Annotated in this window: 12 protein-coding genes, 5 tRNA genes and 1 pseudogene; 3 read left to right on the top strand and 15 right to left on the bottom strand. The window is 47.7% G+C overall.

All coding sequences use genetic code 11. The features are described 5' to 3' along the window. Positions 1-2 precede the first annotated feature (2 nt). The 8 genes from nspC to AB8599_RS05420 all read right to left on the bottom strand — a co-directional run bounded on the left by nspC (position 3) and on the right by AB8599_RS05420 (position 10,721). Positions 3-1,136 (bottom strand): carboxynorspermidine decarboxylase, encoded by a 1,134-nt coding sequence (nspC, locus tag AB8599_RS05455; RefSeq protein WP_407332756.1) that lies wholly within the window; start codon positions 1,134-1,136, stop codon positions 3-5. A 74-nt stretch (positions 1,137-1,210) separates the two neighbouring features. Beyond that, complete coding sequence (locus tag AB8599_RS05450) at positions 1,211-2,455, bottom strand: carboxynorspermidine synthase (protein ID WP_407332755.1); 1,245 nt, start codon at positions 2,453-2,455, stop codon at positions 1,211-1,213. A 50-nt stretch (positions 2,456-2,505) separates the two neighbouring features. After that, positions 2,506-5,409, bottom strand: coding sequence for a pyridoxal phosphate-dependent class III aminotransferase (locus tag AB8599_RS05445; protein WP_407332754.1), 2,904 nt, complete (start codon positions 5,407-5,409; stop codon positions 2,506-2,508). An 859-nt stretch (positions 5,410-6,268) separates the two neighbouring features. Next, the gene (locus AB8599_RS05440; protein WP_407332753.1) at positions 6,269-6,910 is read right to left on the bottom strand and encodes a bifunctional 4-hydroxy-2-oxoglutarate aldolase/2-dehydro-3-deoxy-phosphogluconate aldolase; all 642 of its coding nucleotides are present in this window, start codon (positions 6,908-6,910) and stop codon (positions 6,269-6,271) included. Between the two features lie 69 nt (positions 6,911-6,979). Beyond that, positions 6,980-7,921: a sugar kinase gene (locus tag AB8599_RS05435; RefSeq protein ID WP_407332752.1), complete on the bottom strand. Its 942-nt coding sequence runs from the start codon at positions 7,919-7,921 to the stop codon at positions 6,980-6,982. A 36-nt stretch (positions 7,922-7,957) separates the two neighbouring features. Continuing rightward, positions 7,958-8,350, bottom strand: coding sequence for a RidA family protein (locus AB8599_RS05430; protein WP_407332751.1), 393 nt, complete (start codon positions 8,348-8,350; stop codon positions 7,958-7,960). Then, positions 8,347-9,837: an amidohydrolase family protein gene (locus AB8599_RS05425; RefSeq protein WP_407332750.1), complete on the bottom strand. Its 1,491-nt coding sequence runs from the start codon at positions 9,835-9,837 to the stop codon at positions 8,347-8,349. The genes AB8599_RS05430 and AB8599_RS05425 overlap by 4 nt, the downstream gene beginning before the upstream one ends. A gap of 20 nt (positions 9,838-9,857) precedes the next feature. Beyond that, positions 9,858-10,721, bottom strand: a complete 864-nt coding sequence (locus tag AB8599_RS05420; protein ID WP_026024061.1) for a MurR/RpiR family transcriptional regulator — start codon at positions 10,719-10,721, stop codon at positions 9,858-9,860. Positions 10,722-10,886: 165 nt separating this feature from the next. Here AB8599_RS05420 and AB8599_RS05415 point away from each other — a divergent pair, with 165 nt between their 5' ends. Continuing rightward, positions 10,887-12,164: an amino acid deaminase gene (locus tag AB8599_RS05415; protein WP_407332749.1), complete on the top strand. Its 1,278-nt coding sequence runs from the start codon at positions 10,887-10,889 to the stop codon at positions 12,162-12,164. 494 nt (positions 12,165-12,658) lie between these two features. After that, positions 12,659-12,787, top strand: a complete 129-nt coding sequence (locus AB8599_RS05410; RefSeq protein WP_407332748.1) for a hypothetical protein — start codon at positions 12,659-12,661, stop codon at positions 12,785-12,787. A gap of 728 nt (positions 12,788-13,515) precedes the next feature. Here AB8599_RS05410 and AB8599_RS05405 read toward each other — a convergent pair. Both AB8599_RS05405 and AB8599_RS05400 read right to left on the bottom strand, forming a co-directional pair. Beyond that, positions 13,516-14,280 (bottom strand): hypothetical protein, encoded by a 765-nt coding sequence (locus AB8599_RS05405; RefSeq protein ID WP_407332747.1) that lies wholly within the window; start codon positions 14,278-14,280, stop codon positions 13,516-13,518. A gap of 339 nt (positions 14,281-14,619) precedes the next feature. Continuing rightward, positions 14,620-16,128: a DUF3360 domain-containing protein gene (locus tag AB8599_RS05400; protein ID WP_407332746.1), complete on the bottom strand. Its 1,509-nt coding sequence runs from the start codon at positions 16,126-16,128 to the stop codon at positions 14,620-14,622. Between the two features lie 251 nt (positions 16,129-16,379). Here AB8599_RS05400 and AB8599_RS05395 point away from each other — a divergent pair. Then, positions 16,380-16,490 (top strand): annotated as a pseudogene (locus AB8599_RS05395) (IS5/IS1182 family transposase); the annotation flags it as partial. Positions 16,491-17,314: 824 nt separating this feature from the next. Here AB8599_RS05395 and AB8599_RS05390 read toward each other — a convergent pair. From AB8599_RS05390 to AB8599_RS05370, 5 genes are all read right to left on the bottom strand, one after another. Next, positions 17,315-17,401 (bottom strand) — tRNA-Leu (locus tag AB8599_RS05390). A 104-nt stretch (positions 17,402-17,505) separates the two neighbouring features. Further along, positions 17,506-17,581: transfer RNA gene (locus AB8599_RS05385), tRNA-Gly, on the bottom strand. Positions 17,582-17,614: 33 nt separating this feature from the next. Then, a tRNA-Met gene (locus AB8599_RS05380) sits at positions 17,615-17,691 on the bottom strand. Between the two features lie 184 nt (positions 17,692-17,875). Then, positions 17,876-17,951 (bottom strand) — tRNA-Gly (locus tag AB8599_RS05375). A 4-nt stretch (positions 17,952-17,955) separates the two neighbouring features. Next, a tRNA-Cys gene (locus AB8599_RS05370) sits at positions 17,956-18,029 on the bottom strand. Positions 18,030-18,134 lie beyond the last annotated feature (105 nt).

Genomic DNA, 18,134 nt, shown 5'->3' with positions numbered 1-18,134 from the left:
ACTCAATGCACAGACCACTGCGACAAGGTGCGTTTGAAATCTTGATAATCAAATTCATTCAGAAGCTGAATATCACCGCCACTACGTTGACAGTACACCGACGGCATGCGAAGCCCGTTGAACCAGTTGAGTTTGACCATGGTGTACCCTGCACTGTCGAGAATATGCAGACGTTGTCCAATCTTCAATGGCTCGTCAAAGTTTGCCACACAAAACTGATCTCCGGCCAAACACGAGCAGCTACCAATCACATACGTGTGCTCACCGTTCTCGCTCGCTTCCCCGATAGATGCCGGTTCGTTGTATATCAAGGTATCTAAGCGGTGCGCTTCGGTTGCACTATCAACGATGGCGGTTTTCATGTCGTTTTCAACGATATCGACCACCGTTACTACTAAATCGGTGGTTTGGGTGATAATTGCTTCACCCGGCTCTAAATACAACTGCACTCCGTGGCGCTCGCCAAAGGCTTTTAACGCAGCGGCTAACTTTTCAATGTCATAACCTGGCCAGGTGAAAAACACGCCACCGCCTAAGCTCACCCATTCCAGCGCATCAAGATAGCTGCCGAATTTGTCAGAGATTGCATCAAGCAAAGCAACAAAGGCATCCACATCTTTGTTCTCACAATTCATGTGGAACATCACGCCGTTCAGTGACGCGAAAATTTCAGGATCAATTTGATCGGCATGCACACCTAAGCGAGAGAATTTTCGCGCCGGATTTGCCAAGTCTTGTCCGGCGTAACTCACACCGGGATTCAAACGCAGCCCTAACGACGCTTTGCCTTCAACAAGGTGACGATACGCCGTCAGTTGAGATTGGCTGTTGAAAATCATTTTGTCGCAGATATCCGCCACTTCACGCACATCATCTTCGCTGTAACCCACGCTATAAGCGTGTGTTTCGCCACCAAATTTTTCATGGCCGAGTTTGACCTCAAACGGACCGCTACTGGTGGTGCCATCAAGATAAGGTTTGATGATGTCGAAAACACCCCACGTCGAGAAACATTTCAGCGCTAACACCAGCTTCACACCAGAAAGGGCTTTCAACTGCTTCGCAATTTCGAGGTTTTTGATCAGCTTATTTTCATCAATCAGAAAATACGGGGTTTTTAATTGTGCAGTATTCATGTCGCTACTCGATAGAACCAGATCGTCAATAAAAAAGCCCGCCTGTCAGAAACAAGCGAGCTCGATAGCTTGCGTTACTTCAAGATATTGATAACAGGCTCAGACGGCGTCAGCTCTTCCACTGCCCAATCTAGGCCAATGGATGGCATCAATTCCAAGAATGGGTCAGGGTCAAGTTGCTCCATGTTGAACACGCCTTCGCCCTTCCATGCCCCCTTGAAATAAAGCAACGCAGCAGTGATCGCCGGCACGCCAGTGGTATAAGCAATGGCTTGATGCTCAACATCTTTGTACGCCACTTCGTGATCCGCATTGTTGTAAATCAATACGCTACGTGCTTTACCATCTTTTGTGCCCTGCACCCACGTCGCGATACAGGTTTTTCCTGTGTAGCCCGGTGCAAGTGACGTCGGGTCAGGCAATAGTGCCTTAAGCACTTTCAGTGGCTCAACCACAGTGCCATCTTGCAAGGTGATCGGGTTTGGACTCAGCAGACCAATATCACGCATACAATTGAAGTAGTTCAGGTAACGATCGCCAAAGCCCATCCAAAACTCAATGCGCTTAGCCGGAATAAATTCTTTCAGCGAACGCACTTCATCATGTGCCATGGAGTAAACTTTGTGGCTGCCCACCAGTGGGAAATCGAACTCCATCATACGAGTGTGGCAAGGCACTTTTTTCCACTCTTCGTTTTCCCAATAAAACGAATCGCCCTGAATTTCGAGCATGTTGGTTTCAGGGTCAAAGTTGGTCGCGAATTTCTTACCGTGATCGCCTGCGTTCACATCCATCACATCGATGGTGTCAATCTCATCGAACAAATGCTTCACTGCGTAGGCTGCGAATACGCTCACCACGCCCGGATCAAAGCCCGCACCTAGAATACCTGTGATGCCTGCTTGTTCGAATTTTTCACGAAACGCCCATTGTGGGTCATACGCTTCTGGGACTTCTTGCCCTTCAGAGCAAAGATCCACAGCAACAGACGTATCAAGGTACGACACTTTCGTTTGGTAACACGCTTCCATGATCGCCACGTTCACCCAAGGAGGGCCTGCGTTAATCACCAGATCAGGTTGAACGTCTTTGATCAGCGCCACCAGCGCCTCAACGTCATCTGCATTTACTGCGCGAGATTCCAGTTTACGGCTCTCGTCTTTAAGGTTGTGACGGCCTTTTATGGACGCAATGATGGCGTCGCACTTGCTCACTGTGCGAGATGCGATAGTAATATCACCAAATACATCGTTATTTTGTGCCGCTTTGTGTGCAATAACCCAACCAACGCCACCTGCACCAATTTGTAAAATAGCCATTTTAAATCCCTTCTAAAACTGTACGTTCCAAATCAACATTGAACGTAAAATCAAACACCAGCTTGCTTAACAATTTCGTCTGCAAGGCTTTCTAATTCAGTCACTAACTGCTCGAGATCTGTCAAAGACAGGCATGGGTTGAGCAGGGTAAATTTCAGCGCGACATTTCCATTAACCACGGTTTCACCGACAACGGCTTTCCCTTGCACGAGGGCATCCAGACGAATTTGCTTGTTCAGCGCATCCAAATCCATGCCTTCATTCGTGCCCTTGTAACGGAACAATACTGTCGACAAACAAGGTGCAGCCAATAACTCGAAGTTTGAGCGGTTGTTGACCATATCCGCAACACGCTGCGTTTGGTTCAACAGGTGATCAACCATAGAGCCGATTGCCTGCGGGCCCACGTTTTGCAGCGTCATCCACACTTTCAGCGCGTCGAAGCGGCGTGTCGTTGCAATGGACTTGTCGACCAAGTTTGGCAGTACGTCTTCTTCACGGTTGAGGTAATTCGCATGATGGCGAATGAAACCAAAGTGATTTTTGTCTTTAAGCAGAACAGCGCCACAGCTGATTGGCTGGAAGAACATTTTGTGGAAATCAATGGTTACGGAATCCGCACGTTCTATGCCTTCCAAACGTGCATGGTGGCGGCTAAGCATCAACGCACCGCCATAGGCCGCATCAACGTGCATCCACATACCATGTTTTTGTGCCAAGTCAGCCACATCGTCCAAGTCATCTACCGCGCCATGATCCGTGGTTCCCGCTGTCCCGGTGATCGCAAATGGGATCAGACCTTCCGCTTTCAGCGCAGTAATCGCTTCTTCAGCAGATTCAATGCTGATCGTGCCATCGCTGTAAGTGTCGACACAGACAACTGCGTGCTCACCTAAGCCCAGTAACGACGCTGATTTTTGCATGGTGAAATGAGAGTTCTTCGAGCACACCACACGCAGCTTATCGGCATAATCTGGCAAGCCGTCTTTCTGCACGTTATGACCACTGATGGTGTTGATAATGTGGTCACGCGCCATCAACAAGCCCATCAAGTTGCTTTGTGTGCCGCCACTGGTGAACACGCCATCGGCTTTGTCATCAAAACCAAAGCGCTGGCACAGCCAATCCGTGACTTCTTGCTCAACAAAAGTTGCAGCACTGGCTTGATCCCACGAGTCCATTGACTGGTTCAACGCAGTGATAAAGGCTTCTGCCGCCACAGCTGGCAACATTGGCGGGGTATGAAGGTGCGCAATGCAATGAGGATGCTGAACAATGATAGAGTTCTTACCAATCAGCTCGCTGGTTTCTTCAATCACGTTAGCAAGAGGCTGAGGGTTCTCGCCTAGCTGCGCGCGACGAATTTGCGAATGCAGCACGGTAGGATCGATGCCTGAATACGGAGACTCAGTCGATTCAAACAGCTTCTTCAACGCTTGCGTGCTTTGGTTCATCGCAGCTTCGAAACCGTCTGCACCATCTTTACCCACATGGATAAAGTGATCACGCCAGTTTGCTTGAAGCGTATCCGCAGGCTGAACAATGGGCTTCGGCTCAACCAAAGATTCAATCGCGTCTTGCAGCGCTTTCAATACAAAGTCGATTTGTTCGAACGTGATGATAATTGGCGGCAGGAATCGCAGCACTGACCCTTCGCGTCCGCCTTTTTCGATGATCAGGCCGCGCTCGAGGGCTGCACGTTGGATAGCAATGGTGAGCTCAGGTGCAGCTAGTGGCTCACCGAATGTGTTTTTGTTGCCTTCAGGATCACAAATCTCAAGGCCTAACATCAAGCCTTTGCCACGTACTTCAGCGATACAGCTGGTTTTCTCAGCAATTTTTTCCAAACCGCGGCGTAGGTATTCACCCGTGACAGCCGCTTTTTGCGCCAAGTTGTCACGACGAATAATTTCCATCGCTTTCGCGCCAGAAACCATGGCTAGTTGATTGCCACGGAATGTGCCCGTGTGCTCGCCCGGCTTCCATGTATCGATAGATTTGTTGAACACCAATAACGACATCGGCAGACCACCACCGACCGCTTTTGACAGACACAAGATATCCGGTGTGACGCCCGCTTCTTCAAACGCGAAATGCGTGCCGGTTTTGCCGATGCCACACTGAATTTCATCAAAAATCAGCAAGATGCCGTGTTCTTCAGTGATACGACGCAGTTCTTGTAGCCAGAATGCAGGGGCAGGAATAACCCCGCCTTCGCCTTGAACAGGCTCAACGATAATGGCCGCAGGTTTCTGCACACCACTTTCGTCATCGGCCAACATACGCTCGATATAGCGCAAACCTTGTCGAGCACCCTGCTCGCCATGCAAACCAAACGGGCAGCGAAGGCTATAGGGGAAAGGCAGGAAGTGAACATCTGCCATCAGACCTTGACGGCGCGCTTTGGTACCGAGGTTGCCCATTAGCGCCATGGTGCCGTTTGTCATGCCATGGTATGCACCATGAAACGCAGCCATGGTATTGCGACCCGTGGTTTGCTTCGCCAATTTAATCGCCGCTTCCACGGCATCTGCACCCGAAGGGCCACAGAATTGAATTTTGGCGTTTTCAGCAAAGTCTTGTGGCAAGAATGCCATCAACTCACGGATAAAGTGATCTTTAGCAGGCGTCGTGATATCGAGCGTTTGGTAAGGAATACCGGCATTAAGCTGTTCAATCAGTGCTTGATTGATTTCAGGGTGGTTATACCCCAATGCCAACGTGCCCGCACCAGCGAGGCAGTCGATATAGACCTGACCGCGACTGTCTTCCACCATCACGCCTGATGCTTTTGCAATGGCGAGAGGTAATCGACGCGGGTAAGAGCGAACCTCGGATTCATAATGTTCCTGACTCAGCAAAAGCTCGTCAGGCGTAAGATCATGTAAACCGTCTAAAACGGGCACGTTTTGGGTTGCTTTTGTGTCTTGGATGTCAGTGGTGAAGCTAATCATTTTTCTTGATCTTCCATGTTCCACTTCCTGCATTCTGTTTAATCGACGCACACGATTCCCAAGCACTGTTTATAAGCGATGAGGAAAGAAAACGTCAGAATGTAGGTCGCGCACACCCCCGAAAAATTCGGGAAATACCCGTGATCAACGCATCATGCGTCGTCATCGGAAACCAAAGTGTGTTTCGAAACGCAGATTCAGTTACGCAAAGCGTCACGATCATGTCGTGATAAAAAGCTCAGGCGATAGAAATGCGTCTCAAATGACGAGAATGTTCAAGGCTCAGTAATAATACTGCAGTTGGGTAAGACGAAGCTGAAATGAGTATATGACTTAATCACAGTTGGGTTCCTCAATATGCACCAAGCCTTCCTTAGGCCGGACTGCACTATTAATGCCCTTCTACCAGAGAACCACTCTCTAGTACCTACTTGCGACAACTGCATGCAAAACATGGGTGTCAAACCAAGGCGTTAAACACGGTGTCGCGTGTGTCTCGAAAAGCGCGATGTTCGAGATTGTTGCGAAAAATAACAAAGCTATTTTTTGAACACAAGCGAATTTTTTAACTCAATGATAAAAAATCAAACAACAGCGCAACAAGGTGCACTTGGAAACCAGATGCGATGCGGCTTTAATCGCCAAGGTAGCAACCCAAAACCAAAACCAAAACCAAAAGGGAACATTGGCCGATTTTTGATCGCTGCGAGGGCAAGAAATCCGTAAGTTGGAGATTATTTCTTGCCCTTCTGATTGGAGTACTCGTTCTGGCGACGAATAAACGAAAGCGATTAAACGAGAACGAACAACGAAAAAAAACAATATACCCAAACAACCTCAAGATGCTTGGGTATAAGCCCTATTCAACAAGCGCAACCGCTTCTCGTATCAAGTGACTTAGTGCTGCCCAATCACCTTGTTTCATGAGTTGGCCGGGTACCATCCACGTACCACCGCAACACGCAACGCGGTCAATACTTAAATAGTCCTTTACATTTGCAGGGCTTATCCCCCCTGTTGGCATCATTTGGATATCTCGGTAAGGCGCTAACAGCGCTTTCACCATGGCGATACCACCTGATGCCTCGGCGGGGAAAAACTTCACAAAGGTCATGCCAAGCTCTAGCGCTTGCTCAATTTGGCTCGGGTTGTTTATCCCTGACACCATCGGCAAACCGATTTTCTGACAATACTTGACGATGTTCGGGTTTAGCCCCGGCGCCACGGCAAACATCGCCCCTGCGGCCAATGCTGCGTCGGCTTGCTTTGTGGTTAACACGGTTCCCGCGCCCACCAGCAGAGTGGGGTGGCTTTCTCGCATGATCTTAATGGCTTGCGCAGCGACATCCGTGCGAAACGTCACTTCTGCGACCGGCAGTCCATTTTCCACCAAGGCATCCGCTAACGGCTTCGCATGGTTAATGTCATCAATTTGAATCACGGGCACAATTTTGTGTTTCGCCACTTGGCTAAAAATATTCTCACTCGTCGCTTGGCTCATGGGAGGCTCCTAAATCATTCCAGTTAACGTTAAATCAATGTGGCCGCTATTAGGTTGTCGCTGACGGCTTCATTTTGGGTATAGCAGCTTTAATATCGGCATAGCCGTTTGGGGGATCACCGCGCCAGGGTATTGGATGACGGTTGAGGCAAGCTGATGGGCCAATGCCACGCGTTCTTCAATAGGCCACTGATTAATATACCCAGCGAGATAACCCGCAGCGAAAGAATCCCCTGCCGCACAGGTATCCACGACATTCTCGACCCGCTCTCCCGCCACATGAACGTGGCTGGCTTGGGCTTGTTGTAAACCGCAGATCACCGTACACGGCTGGGCACCTCGCTTAATCACCACTTCTTGGCAGCCAAACTCACGGCAACGCTGCTCAATATCGATGTCTCCCCATATGGCCAAGTCGTCATCTTCGGTTATCAAGGCTAGGTCGGTTAAGCGCAAACAATCTGCGTACCACTTTTTTACGTCGCCATCAGGCCACAAGCGCGGTCTGTAGTTGTTATCGAAGACTATCGTGGTGCCTTGCTGTTTGGCTTTTTGGATCAGGGCGAGTAATTTCCGACGGCTCTCTGCGGGCAAAATAGCGATGCTAATGCCGCTGAAGTACAAGAGATCCAAACCCGTTTCTTGGACAAAATGCTCGAGAGGAGAAACCCCATCAAAGCAATGTTTCGCTGCGCTGTCATTGCGCCAATAATGAAATTTTCGCTCACCGTCGGCGTCAGTTTCGACCAAATACAGCCCCGGCATTTTTCCAGAAATACGAGAGACCAGCTGCGTATTAATGCCTTCGCTTTGCCAATGCGCGAGCATTTCCTCACTGATCGAATCATCCCCCAAACCCGTCGCATAGCGAATGTTCACCTTTGACTCAGAGAGTAATCGGCTGAGGTAAAGCGCGGTGTTAAGGGTGTCGCCACCATAGGTTCGCGTCAACGGAAGCCCACTGAGCTCTACCATGCATTCACCTACTAAAGCGACCTGATAGGTATCCATTTTCGTCTCAATTCACTCTGTCATGCCAAACAAACGTTAAACGCGATCCGCGCGATAACACGTCACATCGACTTCTACTTTCACGTCCACCACCAAATCACACACCATACAAATACGGGCAGGTGGGTGCTCGCCAAAAAACTCTTTAAAGACTTTATTGAACGACTGGAAGTAGCGAGAATCTGTCAGTACCACTTTCACATGCACCACGTCAGCAAGGCCATATCCTGCTTCTTCCATGATGTCGACGCAGTTTTGAATCGCCAAACGCGACTGCTCAACCACGCCACCTTCCACCACTTCTCCGTCAATCATTGGCGTTTGACCCGACACATACAAAAAGCCGCCTGCTTCAGTTGCACGAGAAAAAGGTAAATGTTGCCCGCCAGTACCCGTACCGCCTTCGGCACCATATCGTTTGATTGTCATGAGTGTGTCTCCATTACTGAATGAGTGTCGGCGTTATCATCGGGCAGTTTGGCGTCATTTCTTGATAAAAATCGACCATGCCTTCCCTGAACACCAATAGATTGTTGATAACTGATTTTCCCGTTGACCCACACGGTGTGAATGCCGGTGGCGGCCTGAATAGGCTTTTGAAAGCTGGCGCTGTCATTGACAGTTTCTGGATTGAACAGCACCAGGTCGGCATAGTGACCGATTTTGATTTCGCCTCGTCTCGCCAAATTAAAACGCTTTGCCGATAACCCTGTCATCTTGTAAATCGCTGTCTTGAGGGGAAATAAGCCGCGGTCACGGCTGTAGTAACCCAAGACTCGCGGAAATGCTCCCCACAAGCGAGGATGGGGATGTGGGTCGTTCGGCAATCCGTCAGACCCTATCATGGTGAGCGGATATTGAAGCACGCGCTCAACATCCTGCGCATCCATATTGTGGTATACCGCCCCCGCAGGTTGAAGGGACTTTGCCGCTTCCATGAGGCTCACGTTAAGCTCGTCAGCAATGTCAGAGAGCATGCGTCCGGCAAGTGTGGGATGGTGTTTCGACCAGGTGATGAAAATCGGAAATTCATCGGTGACCTGGTTTAAATCTAACGTGGAAGAGCTTGCCGTGTAGGGGTAGCAATCACAGCCAATGTCTTGTGACTTTCGGGTGTAATCCATCTTTTCCAGCACTTCCGTCGTCCTTCCCCAGTTGCCTGCTCCCGCACATTTTAAATGGGAGATAACCACAGGGACTTTCGCGCGCTGCCCCACCCGAAATGCTTCATCCATGGCATCCAAAATGCCTTCAAACTCTGTTCGCATGTGCGTGGTATAGATGGCATTGGCTTGGGTGAGTGCTTCGCTTAACGACAGAACTTCCGCTTCATCACACGATTTTGCACTGGCGTACGCCAAGCCGGTGCTTAAGCCTAACGCGCCATCATCAAGTGCTTGTGTTAGCTGTGCTCGCATCACGGCAATTTCGTCTTGCGTAGCCGTGCGATACAGGTCGTCCATAACATTGTTTCGCAATGTCGTATGCCCCACCAGCGCGGCAACATTGACCGCTGGCTGCGCTTCTCGCACTGCGGCCGCATAACTTGCAAAGGTAGGGTATTGAAAATCTTGTTGCTCGCCGAGCAGATTCATTGGATCAGGTGGTGCGTTATGAAGCACCGCAGGTGACGCGCTAATACCGCAATTGCCAACAATGGTGGTTGTCACGCCTTGAGATATCTTCGGCAGGCATTCGGGCATTCTGATGACATTGGTATCATCATGAGTATGGACATCAATAAAGCCGGGGCTCAGCACCAATCCTTTTGCATCGACGACAGTGTCAGCGTCAGACGCATTCAATTGACCCACTGCGACGATGACATCATCAATCACTGCCACGTCAGCTTGGAAAGGCTCGCTATCTAGACCATCAATGACGGTGGCTCCAGCAATTAGCATGTCGTATCTCATAACGATCTCATTGTTGAGGGTTAATCTCCTAGAGGCTGTCTGTCGCCCCCGCCTCGGTAAGAATCCAAGGCAAGTTTTAATCTTCTTAATCGGTCACGAGAACGGCGCTTATGTGTCACTGCCAATTGCATCGCTAATACATCAACCAAGGCCAACATCGCGTAGCGGGATGCGGAAGGTTTATAAATAAAATCGGTTTCCTGCGTGGCTATCGGCAAGGTCAAATCACTGATTTCAGCCAACGGCGATTGTGCTTGGGTTATTGCAATCACCTTCAAACCATATTGTTTGGCTAATTGCGCGACATCCAAAACGCCAGGGGTGTAACCGGTCACCGACAAAATAACCATCACATCGCTGCTGTCTGCGGTTGCCGCTACCATGCGCGTCAACAACCCATCGTGATATGTCGACACGGCGTAACCTAAACGGAACAAACGAAACTGCAATTCTTGCGCAACCATGGTGGAGCCGCCGCCCATGCCAATACCGATGATCTGCCGAGCGTTGTGTAGCCAATTGACGGCAGTTTCAATGTCTTTTTCATCCAACAGCTTTCGGTTCAAATCCATGGATTGTTTGATGGATTCATACACGCCGTGAACGCCTGTCTGCTCAACAGGTTCATTGATAAATCGTTGCCCGACCGCCAAAGATTGCGCTAATTTCATTTTCAAATCGCGCACGTTTTTACAGCCGACGGCTTTGGCAAAACGTGTAATCGTCGCTTCACTCACTTGCGCTTCTTCCGCAAGCTCAGTAATGCTTGAACTTGCCGCGCCCGCTAAATTGTCCATGACACATTTAGCGACTTTCTTTTCAGCGTCTCGCAAAGCATCAAACCGTTGTGAAATTTGAGAAAGAATATCTACTTCCATCGTCATTCCGATTACCTCTTGCATTATCGTAGCGAGTCGAGTGTGGCGATAAAGTGATAACGCGCACATTTAGACTTGATTTGTTTGATAGTTTCCAACATGGGAATCATTGTATAGTATTCCAAACCCCTATTCCACGCGTAATCCATTGCATGTTAGGAGCATCAAGTCATGTCGGACAAAGAAGTGAAATTTGATAGTTATTATCACCCAACGGACTCCTTTCCATTTGAACTGGGGGCGAAAGGTGTGCCATTGACCCTCAAACCAGACGGTCAATATTCCTTACTATCTGACTTACCACTGCCTGCTGCTGTCGTGTCTGAATCAGCCTTGATTCATAACGCGCAATGGATGCAAAACTTCTCCGATCAGAGCGGCGTGAACCTTTGCCCCCACGGCAAAACCACCATGTCACCACAGTTGTTCAACATGCAGTTAGAACAAGGTGCTTGGGGAATATCTGTAGCAAGTCCTGCACAGGCTCAGGTTGCTGCGGAAGCAGGCGCAAAACGCATTATCATTCCTAACCAAATCGTGGGATTAGCGAACATCAACGCCGTATTGGATCTCCTTGAACACAAAGGCATAGACATCTACCCCTGCGTGGATAGCCAATATTTGGTCGAACAATGGCAAGAGGCGGCGTCACGTCGGCAATTAACCGTCCCGCTTTTGGTTGAACTGGGTGTCGCTGGAGGCCGCTGCGGCTGCCGCAGTCACCAGCAAGTAAAAGCGTTGGCAGAAGACATCGCCAAGGCGACCCACTTACGCTTTGCGGGTGTTGAGTTTTATGAAGGTGTGATTCATGGCGATCACGGAGAAGATAACGCTGAACACTTAGTTAGATCGTTTGTGAAAGGCGCTGTCGCGCTTACCGAGTCGTTGATAGATTTATCTGATCTCGATAAACCGATTGTTACGGGTGCAGGCTCCGCATGGTACGACGTGGTGGCAGAAGAGTTTGCCAACACCCAGGCTCTGACAACCATTATCCGACCGGGTTGCTACCTCATTCACGACGACGGCATATACCAAGACGCGCAGAACGCGGTTATGGCGAGATCTCAACGTGATACGAGTACGGCCTGTCGTATTGGCAGTGATTTAATTTCAGCATTAGCGCTTTACGCCCACGTCATTTCTGTTCCAGAAACCGGCAAGGCCATCATTGGTTTAGGTAAACGTGACGCCGCTTTTGATGCAGGGCTACCTCGCGCAGTCAGGCTTTACCGAGATGGCGAACAACATCCGCTTCCATCGCTAGTCAGCACTAACATCATGGACCAACACCTTTTTGTCGAGTTTGAACAAACAGGCGCCTTGAAAGTCGGTGATGTCATCGCCTTTTCAACGTCGCACCCTTGCCTAACGTTCGACAAATGGCGCTATATAGGCGTTGAAGAAGAAGCGGGCATTGTCACCAAATGGCTAGATACGTATTTTTAGTATTTGCTTAGTTTTAGTATTTGCTTGGTTCTAGTTTTTGCTTGGCCGTTAATGTCGGTTTAGCTTATCACTAACCAGTGAATCAGATTTCAAAGGGCGCAATGCGCCCTTTTCTTTGGTTGAATGTCGCGATGCCATCGCCCCTACATTTACGACAAATTGCCGCCAAGCCCCCCCTTCACACCCTCTTAGTCTGATTGATCGCAATCACACTTCCTTCACAAACATCACCACCTAACGCGGTGTTACTTTCTATCTGCACAAGACCCTAAATATCTTGTCTTCACCATGTTTTCTGGCATTCCACCCATGTTACTTTTCAAACACCTTTTGCACCCTGCCAACACAGTGAAAATTAAATAACCACAATAAAACAACAGCTTATTGAAATTTCTCTTTTATTGATGTTAGAAACTATCACACATTGGGCAATTCGCGATCGGGATCACGGTTAATTCTGTGCCACAGGATCCCCAGCGTCAGAGCGTCAGAAAATGAGCGACGCCACGCAACCCGGCGTGATTGAGTACATTAAAGAAACCCATGGCGAGAAAGGCACAGAACTGTTGAATTTGTTTTTGTCTGAGGTAGAAAAAGCCAACGAGTCCACCTATTTGCAATAGGCTTTACCGGTAATAATTAGAAAATAACAACGGCTCACAGGCATAAGCGTGTGAGCCGTTGTTATGTATGGTGCCCGGGCCGGACTTGAACCGGCACAACGCGTTACGCTCGACATTGGTAATTTGATCTTTTCGAAAGAACTTGATAAATAAAAGTTAATTTATTTTTAATTGTTTAAATCACCAAGATATTTGGTTTAAATATCAACTGGCAGATGAAAATGAGTCCATTGTGAGATCCCCCTTCAGCGAACCATAAGATGAGCCATTCAATCAGCATCAATCCCATCCTGATATCTATGTTATCTATGTTATCTCAAATCATAGTTGTCCAATGGCAGGTTGAGACATAGGGGAGCGGCCTGAGACTAGTTTAGGGACAGAAATGGCTCAGAGTTGGTGCTCTAAGTCATGCCTTTCAGATAAGTTGAGTTTGGGAAAAACGAAGTAGACGACTTTGTTGTTCGGGAGCATTGGCTGCTGGCGCAGCCATAAGAGAACGATTCCTAATGGCAGGGGAAGTGTCATTTAACCATTACTAAATGCGTTTTCATGACTTACGACTTGGTTACTTTAATCAACTGCGCGATACAACCTATTAATGTCGCCAAAGCTAGAATCAACTCTATTAATTCACTCATAGTATTCTCCTGAACTAACTAACGTTGGCAATAACTTAACGAATGCGCCCAGATGGGAATAGTGAGTAATTCAAAGGTCGAATGTGTTCAATTTTGCCCCCTATCTACGGGAGTAAATTTTGCTCCAATTCTATTTTCCTCAGGGCACCTTTTTTGCTTCTCATAAATACTAGACAAAACTGCTTGACCTTCTAGAGGGAAAAACACTTCGATAAAGCGTAATAACGGGGTTTTTTCGCCGGAAGGGTATAGTGGTTTTGTAGGCTTTATGTTTGCTTCCCAGACAAGATGATTGCATACCGATAAAACAAAGCTCTCAGCCCTAGACGGACTCCGTTCAGCTAAGTTTGTCCTCATAAAATGATGCTCAAGAACATGTTCGATGTTATTAAGGTCTTTCTTTAATTGAACAAGTTCTTCTTGCTCATGGATCGTTGTGGCACTATGCGAAAGCCAATTGACAACACGTTCAAGTTTGTCAAATGCGTCTTCAGAGAACTTTGTGGCTTTGGACCTTTGGTTTCTGTAAAACTTGTGCTGACTTAAAGCGTCACCAGAAGTTTCTGGAAATAAGTTTGAGCTATGGTAAGCATGAACGGCATCTTGAATAATCACGAATACACCATCAAGTTCACCAACATACCTACCATACTCATGTACCGATTTATTAACTCGATTTCTAAACCTACTACCCATAGCCTCATAAGATCTGTCAACAAGCTCGAGAATGTTTGAAAGTTGATCTGAGCATTTTGAGTGCTTTATAAAGTGATGTCTGATTGCCTCCAATGAGCCTTTATCATCAGCTGAGAGCTTGTTCCATACCTCATCAGATATATGACCTTGTTTCATAAACACTATCTCCAGATCGCCACAACAGTTAGCTCAACACCTAGGATGTCCTTCAACGACAATTCTTTGTATTCCAGAATGATTCTACTTATTGATTTTAATTATATTTTTATCTTTGTCATAACTTGGATTACAAAAAATAAGGTAAAAGGAGTCTTCAGAATATAGCGATGAAATTGAGGCTAACTCACTTTGGGGCAGAAACGGTTTAGAGTTACTGAACTAAACCGTTTCTATCAGGCTAAAAAAAGCACCTTCAAACCATAAACTCGCATTATGAGCCTATCTACGCAAATGCTAGACTGTCTTAGCTGCTGATTTAAAGCACTTATTCAAAGATTAACGAAAACTTGGGATAATCGCCGGTATCCCCGGAAGTAAACCAACCAATGCCATCACACCACTTAGCACGATAAACATAATGCCAGGCAACACCCAGCGGCTCATTTTACTAAGCTCACTGCTACGTTCCTTACAACCGACTAAGCCTAAGTTATCCAACAGCATGGTGAGAGCCCAACCAAATGCAGGGTTAACGAGCGCCGAAGAAAATACAACAATCGCAGCCGACTGTGTGGTTTTACCTTCACGCGTCATTTCCATTCCAGCTTCTAGCAATGGCACAAATACCCCAACAATGAGCGCGACACAAAGTACAGGTTGCCAAATAGCTAAATCCATCGGGTAACCCCAAATGGCGGCGATGATACAGAACAGAGCCGTGAGCAAAGCGCCAGCAGGAATAGGACGCTTAGCGATCGCTGCCGGTACGATATAAGTCCCCCATGAAGACGTAAAGTTTGTGCCACCGAGCAGAGAACCAAACGTTTGACGAATTGAAGCGGTGGTCATGGTATCGTCAATGTTCATATGTACTTTTTCGGTACGTTCTGGATAGCTGATTTTTTGAAATACTTGATGTCCTAAGAAATCTGGCGACCACATCGCCACAGCTAGAATCGCAAACGGTAACACCACCATGAAATGTTCAATCGTAGGTAGGCCTAGCATCCAGCCTGTATTTTCTCCCCACCAATACATTGGGTTCATGTTGGGTAAACCTGGCTCGGTTTGGAAAGAGAACGGCGCACCCATGGCGAAAGCTAACGTACCACCCAGCAAGCAACTAAGAGGGACGGCTAGCCAACGTTTACGGAAATGTTCCAATAACGCATACAGAATAATGGTGCAAAAGATCACGACAAAAGCGATGTGGCTCATTCCGATTCCCTCCGCCCAAGCGAACAGCTTTTTAACTTGAGAAGCGGTTCCAACAAAGCCAAGGTAGAGCAATAAGCCGCCACACACACCTTTACTGGTGAGGTTGGCCAACATGCTGCCACCTTTACTGATGGCTAACAGTATGCCAAAAGCGCCAATCAGCAAGCCAAACGCCATTGGGTGCCCGCCTGCTGCAACGACGATAGGAATTAAAGGGATGAGTGGGCCGTGTGTACCCGCGAGGTTTGCGGTCGGCAATAGAAAGCCTGAGAAAAGAATGATGAAAACAGAGGCGATCAGTAGTTCATAACGAACATTTTCTAATATAAATCCTTCATTCAGCCCTAGCGCACCGGCAAAGGTTGCTGCAATGGCTCCCACCATTACAACTTTACCAATGGTCGCGGCCATCGCTGGAATGGTATCTTCTATCTCAAATCGATAATCTTTAAACGGCAAATTGGGACGCCAGCGTTTAGGCGCCATAATTTGCAACTCGTGCTCTAAATATTGTTCTCGGGACTCAAATTCCGATCTTGGTTTATGCTGTTGTTCATAAGTGAGTTCATCTTCATTGGCTTGAGGTTTATCTGTTCGTATATGTAGGGACTCTAAAGTGCTGCTCATTGTGATTCCTTTCGTTCACACTCTAAGGTGTGTTTTTCCAACCAGCGTTATTTACTCACTAAGCGAAGATTAAGCGAGTAGTCGTCTATATATTTTCTGCTACAAGAACTCGATGACTGAATTTTATGAACCCTTGAAATTTAGTTGCTAGTACCTTATACCAAACGAGAAAACACAAGTAGTCTCATATAGTTAGACATTAGTCGTAGGGTACGACTACCTGCATGGGCTTTGTTATGGAATTCTATAGAACTAGCCTCAAGGGCTTTGGCGAAAGCGAATGGAAGGCCATGAAGCATGGTACTGACGGAAAGCGCAGAGTCTGGAGAAAGTTACATTTGGCGGTGGATATCAGTACTCACGGCCACCAAATCAACATTACTAGCCAATTTTCAACCACCTCTATTTATTACTTAGAATCAATTGACGCAATATAAATATGAGAAAAAGTAAGTCAAATCTTGCTTGGTTTGATTAATGTGTTTGTCTGACGAAACAAGAAAAGGGGCATAAACAATACAGAGCAAGTCGTTAGGTCTGAGTGCACCACGGTTTGAGAGTTCACTTAAAACAAGATTGATCTGCTTCATAGGCCACCTTTGGTCGATTCAGAGCCAACAGGTTACCGTCGATGTAAAAATGACCCACTCACGCCGATTTAACATTGACCCACCTGAGACAGGACGTCTGTTCGTTTCATTGATAAATCGGCGGATTACGATCAATCAGGAGCAACGAGTGGATATACGCGTTTACATCAACAGGGCCAACGCATCCGCCGTATCGCAAAGCCGTTTATGGCTGTGCCAGCCCTTTTGTGAAAGCCGCAGTGGAGATCAGCGACCTTTGTGGAGCACGACAACAAGATGTGTTGTCTCTAACGCGCCAACAGTTACTGGAAGATGGTATTTGGATTCAGCAGGGGAAAACAGCCCCCGGTGACAGGGTCGGATTTAGATTTTACCTTTCACGCTTTGAAGGCTAAATCGATTTCATATTACGAAGGCAGTTCGAGAGAGAAGCAGATGTTTTCCGGTCACAAGACCGAGGCGCAGGTGGCAACATGCGACAGGAAAGCTCAAAGAGTACCGAGCCTAAACCCCAATCATATTACCAAATGATATTACCTAATCTTTGCCAAATAAAAACGGCTCACAAGCGTAAGCTTGTAAGCCGTCGTTATTGATGGTGCCCCGGGCCGGACTTGAACCGGCACAACGCGAACGTCGAGGGATTTTAAATCCCTTGTGTCTACCAATTCCACCACCAGGGCACGCAATTCTTGATTGCGATGATAGGTCACCATCTACAAATTGTCTTTCGTAACAAGCAAATGGTCTTGCTTATTACACTTCCGACGAATCGAAAGGTGTTAATTGGAGCGACACACGAGGTTCGAACTCGTGACCTCAACCTTGGCAAGGTTGCGCTCTACCAGCTGAGCTAGTGTCGCATTATCAACCGTTTTTCAACGTTTGATTAAAAGTGGTTGCGGGAGCCGGATTTGAACCAACGACCTTCGGGTTATGAGCCCGACGAGCTACCAGACTGCTCCATCCCGCGTCCGATTAACCGTTCAAAGTACGGCGTAAACTTACTCTTCTTCAGAGCATTATCTCCCGACGTGTCAGAAGACAAAATTTGGAGCGACACACGAGGTTCCCGATCTTCAAGGATTAGGCGTGACCTCAACCTTGGCAAGGGTTTCTTGCGTGTTTCACTTCCGACGAATCGAAAGCTTTAAATTTGGAGCGACACACGAGGTTCGAACTCGTGACCTCAACCTTGGCAAGGTTGCGCTCTACCAGCTGAGCTAGTGTCGCAATATGGAGGCGCGTCCCGGAGTCGAACCGAGGTACACGGATTTGCAATCCGCTGCATAGCCACTCTGCCAACGCGCCTTTGTTTCCCAACCCTAGGGTTCATACTCATTGGGGAAGTTGTCTTCCTCGTTGGTATGGGCCGCATTCTACCTAACTTTTTGAGGCTGTCACGCATTAATTTAA

It is taken from the genome of Enterovibrio litoreus (genome assembly GCF_045679545.1).
Classification (GTDB): domain Bacteria; phylum Pseudomonadota; class Gammaproteobacteria; order Enterobacterales; family Vibrionaceae; genus Enterovibrio.
Note: the sequence above shows the minus strand (reverse complement) of the source record. Positions and strands in the feature narration are given on the sequence as shown.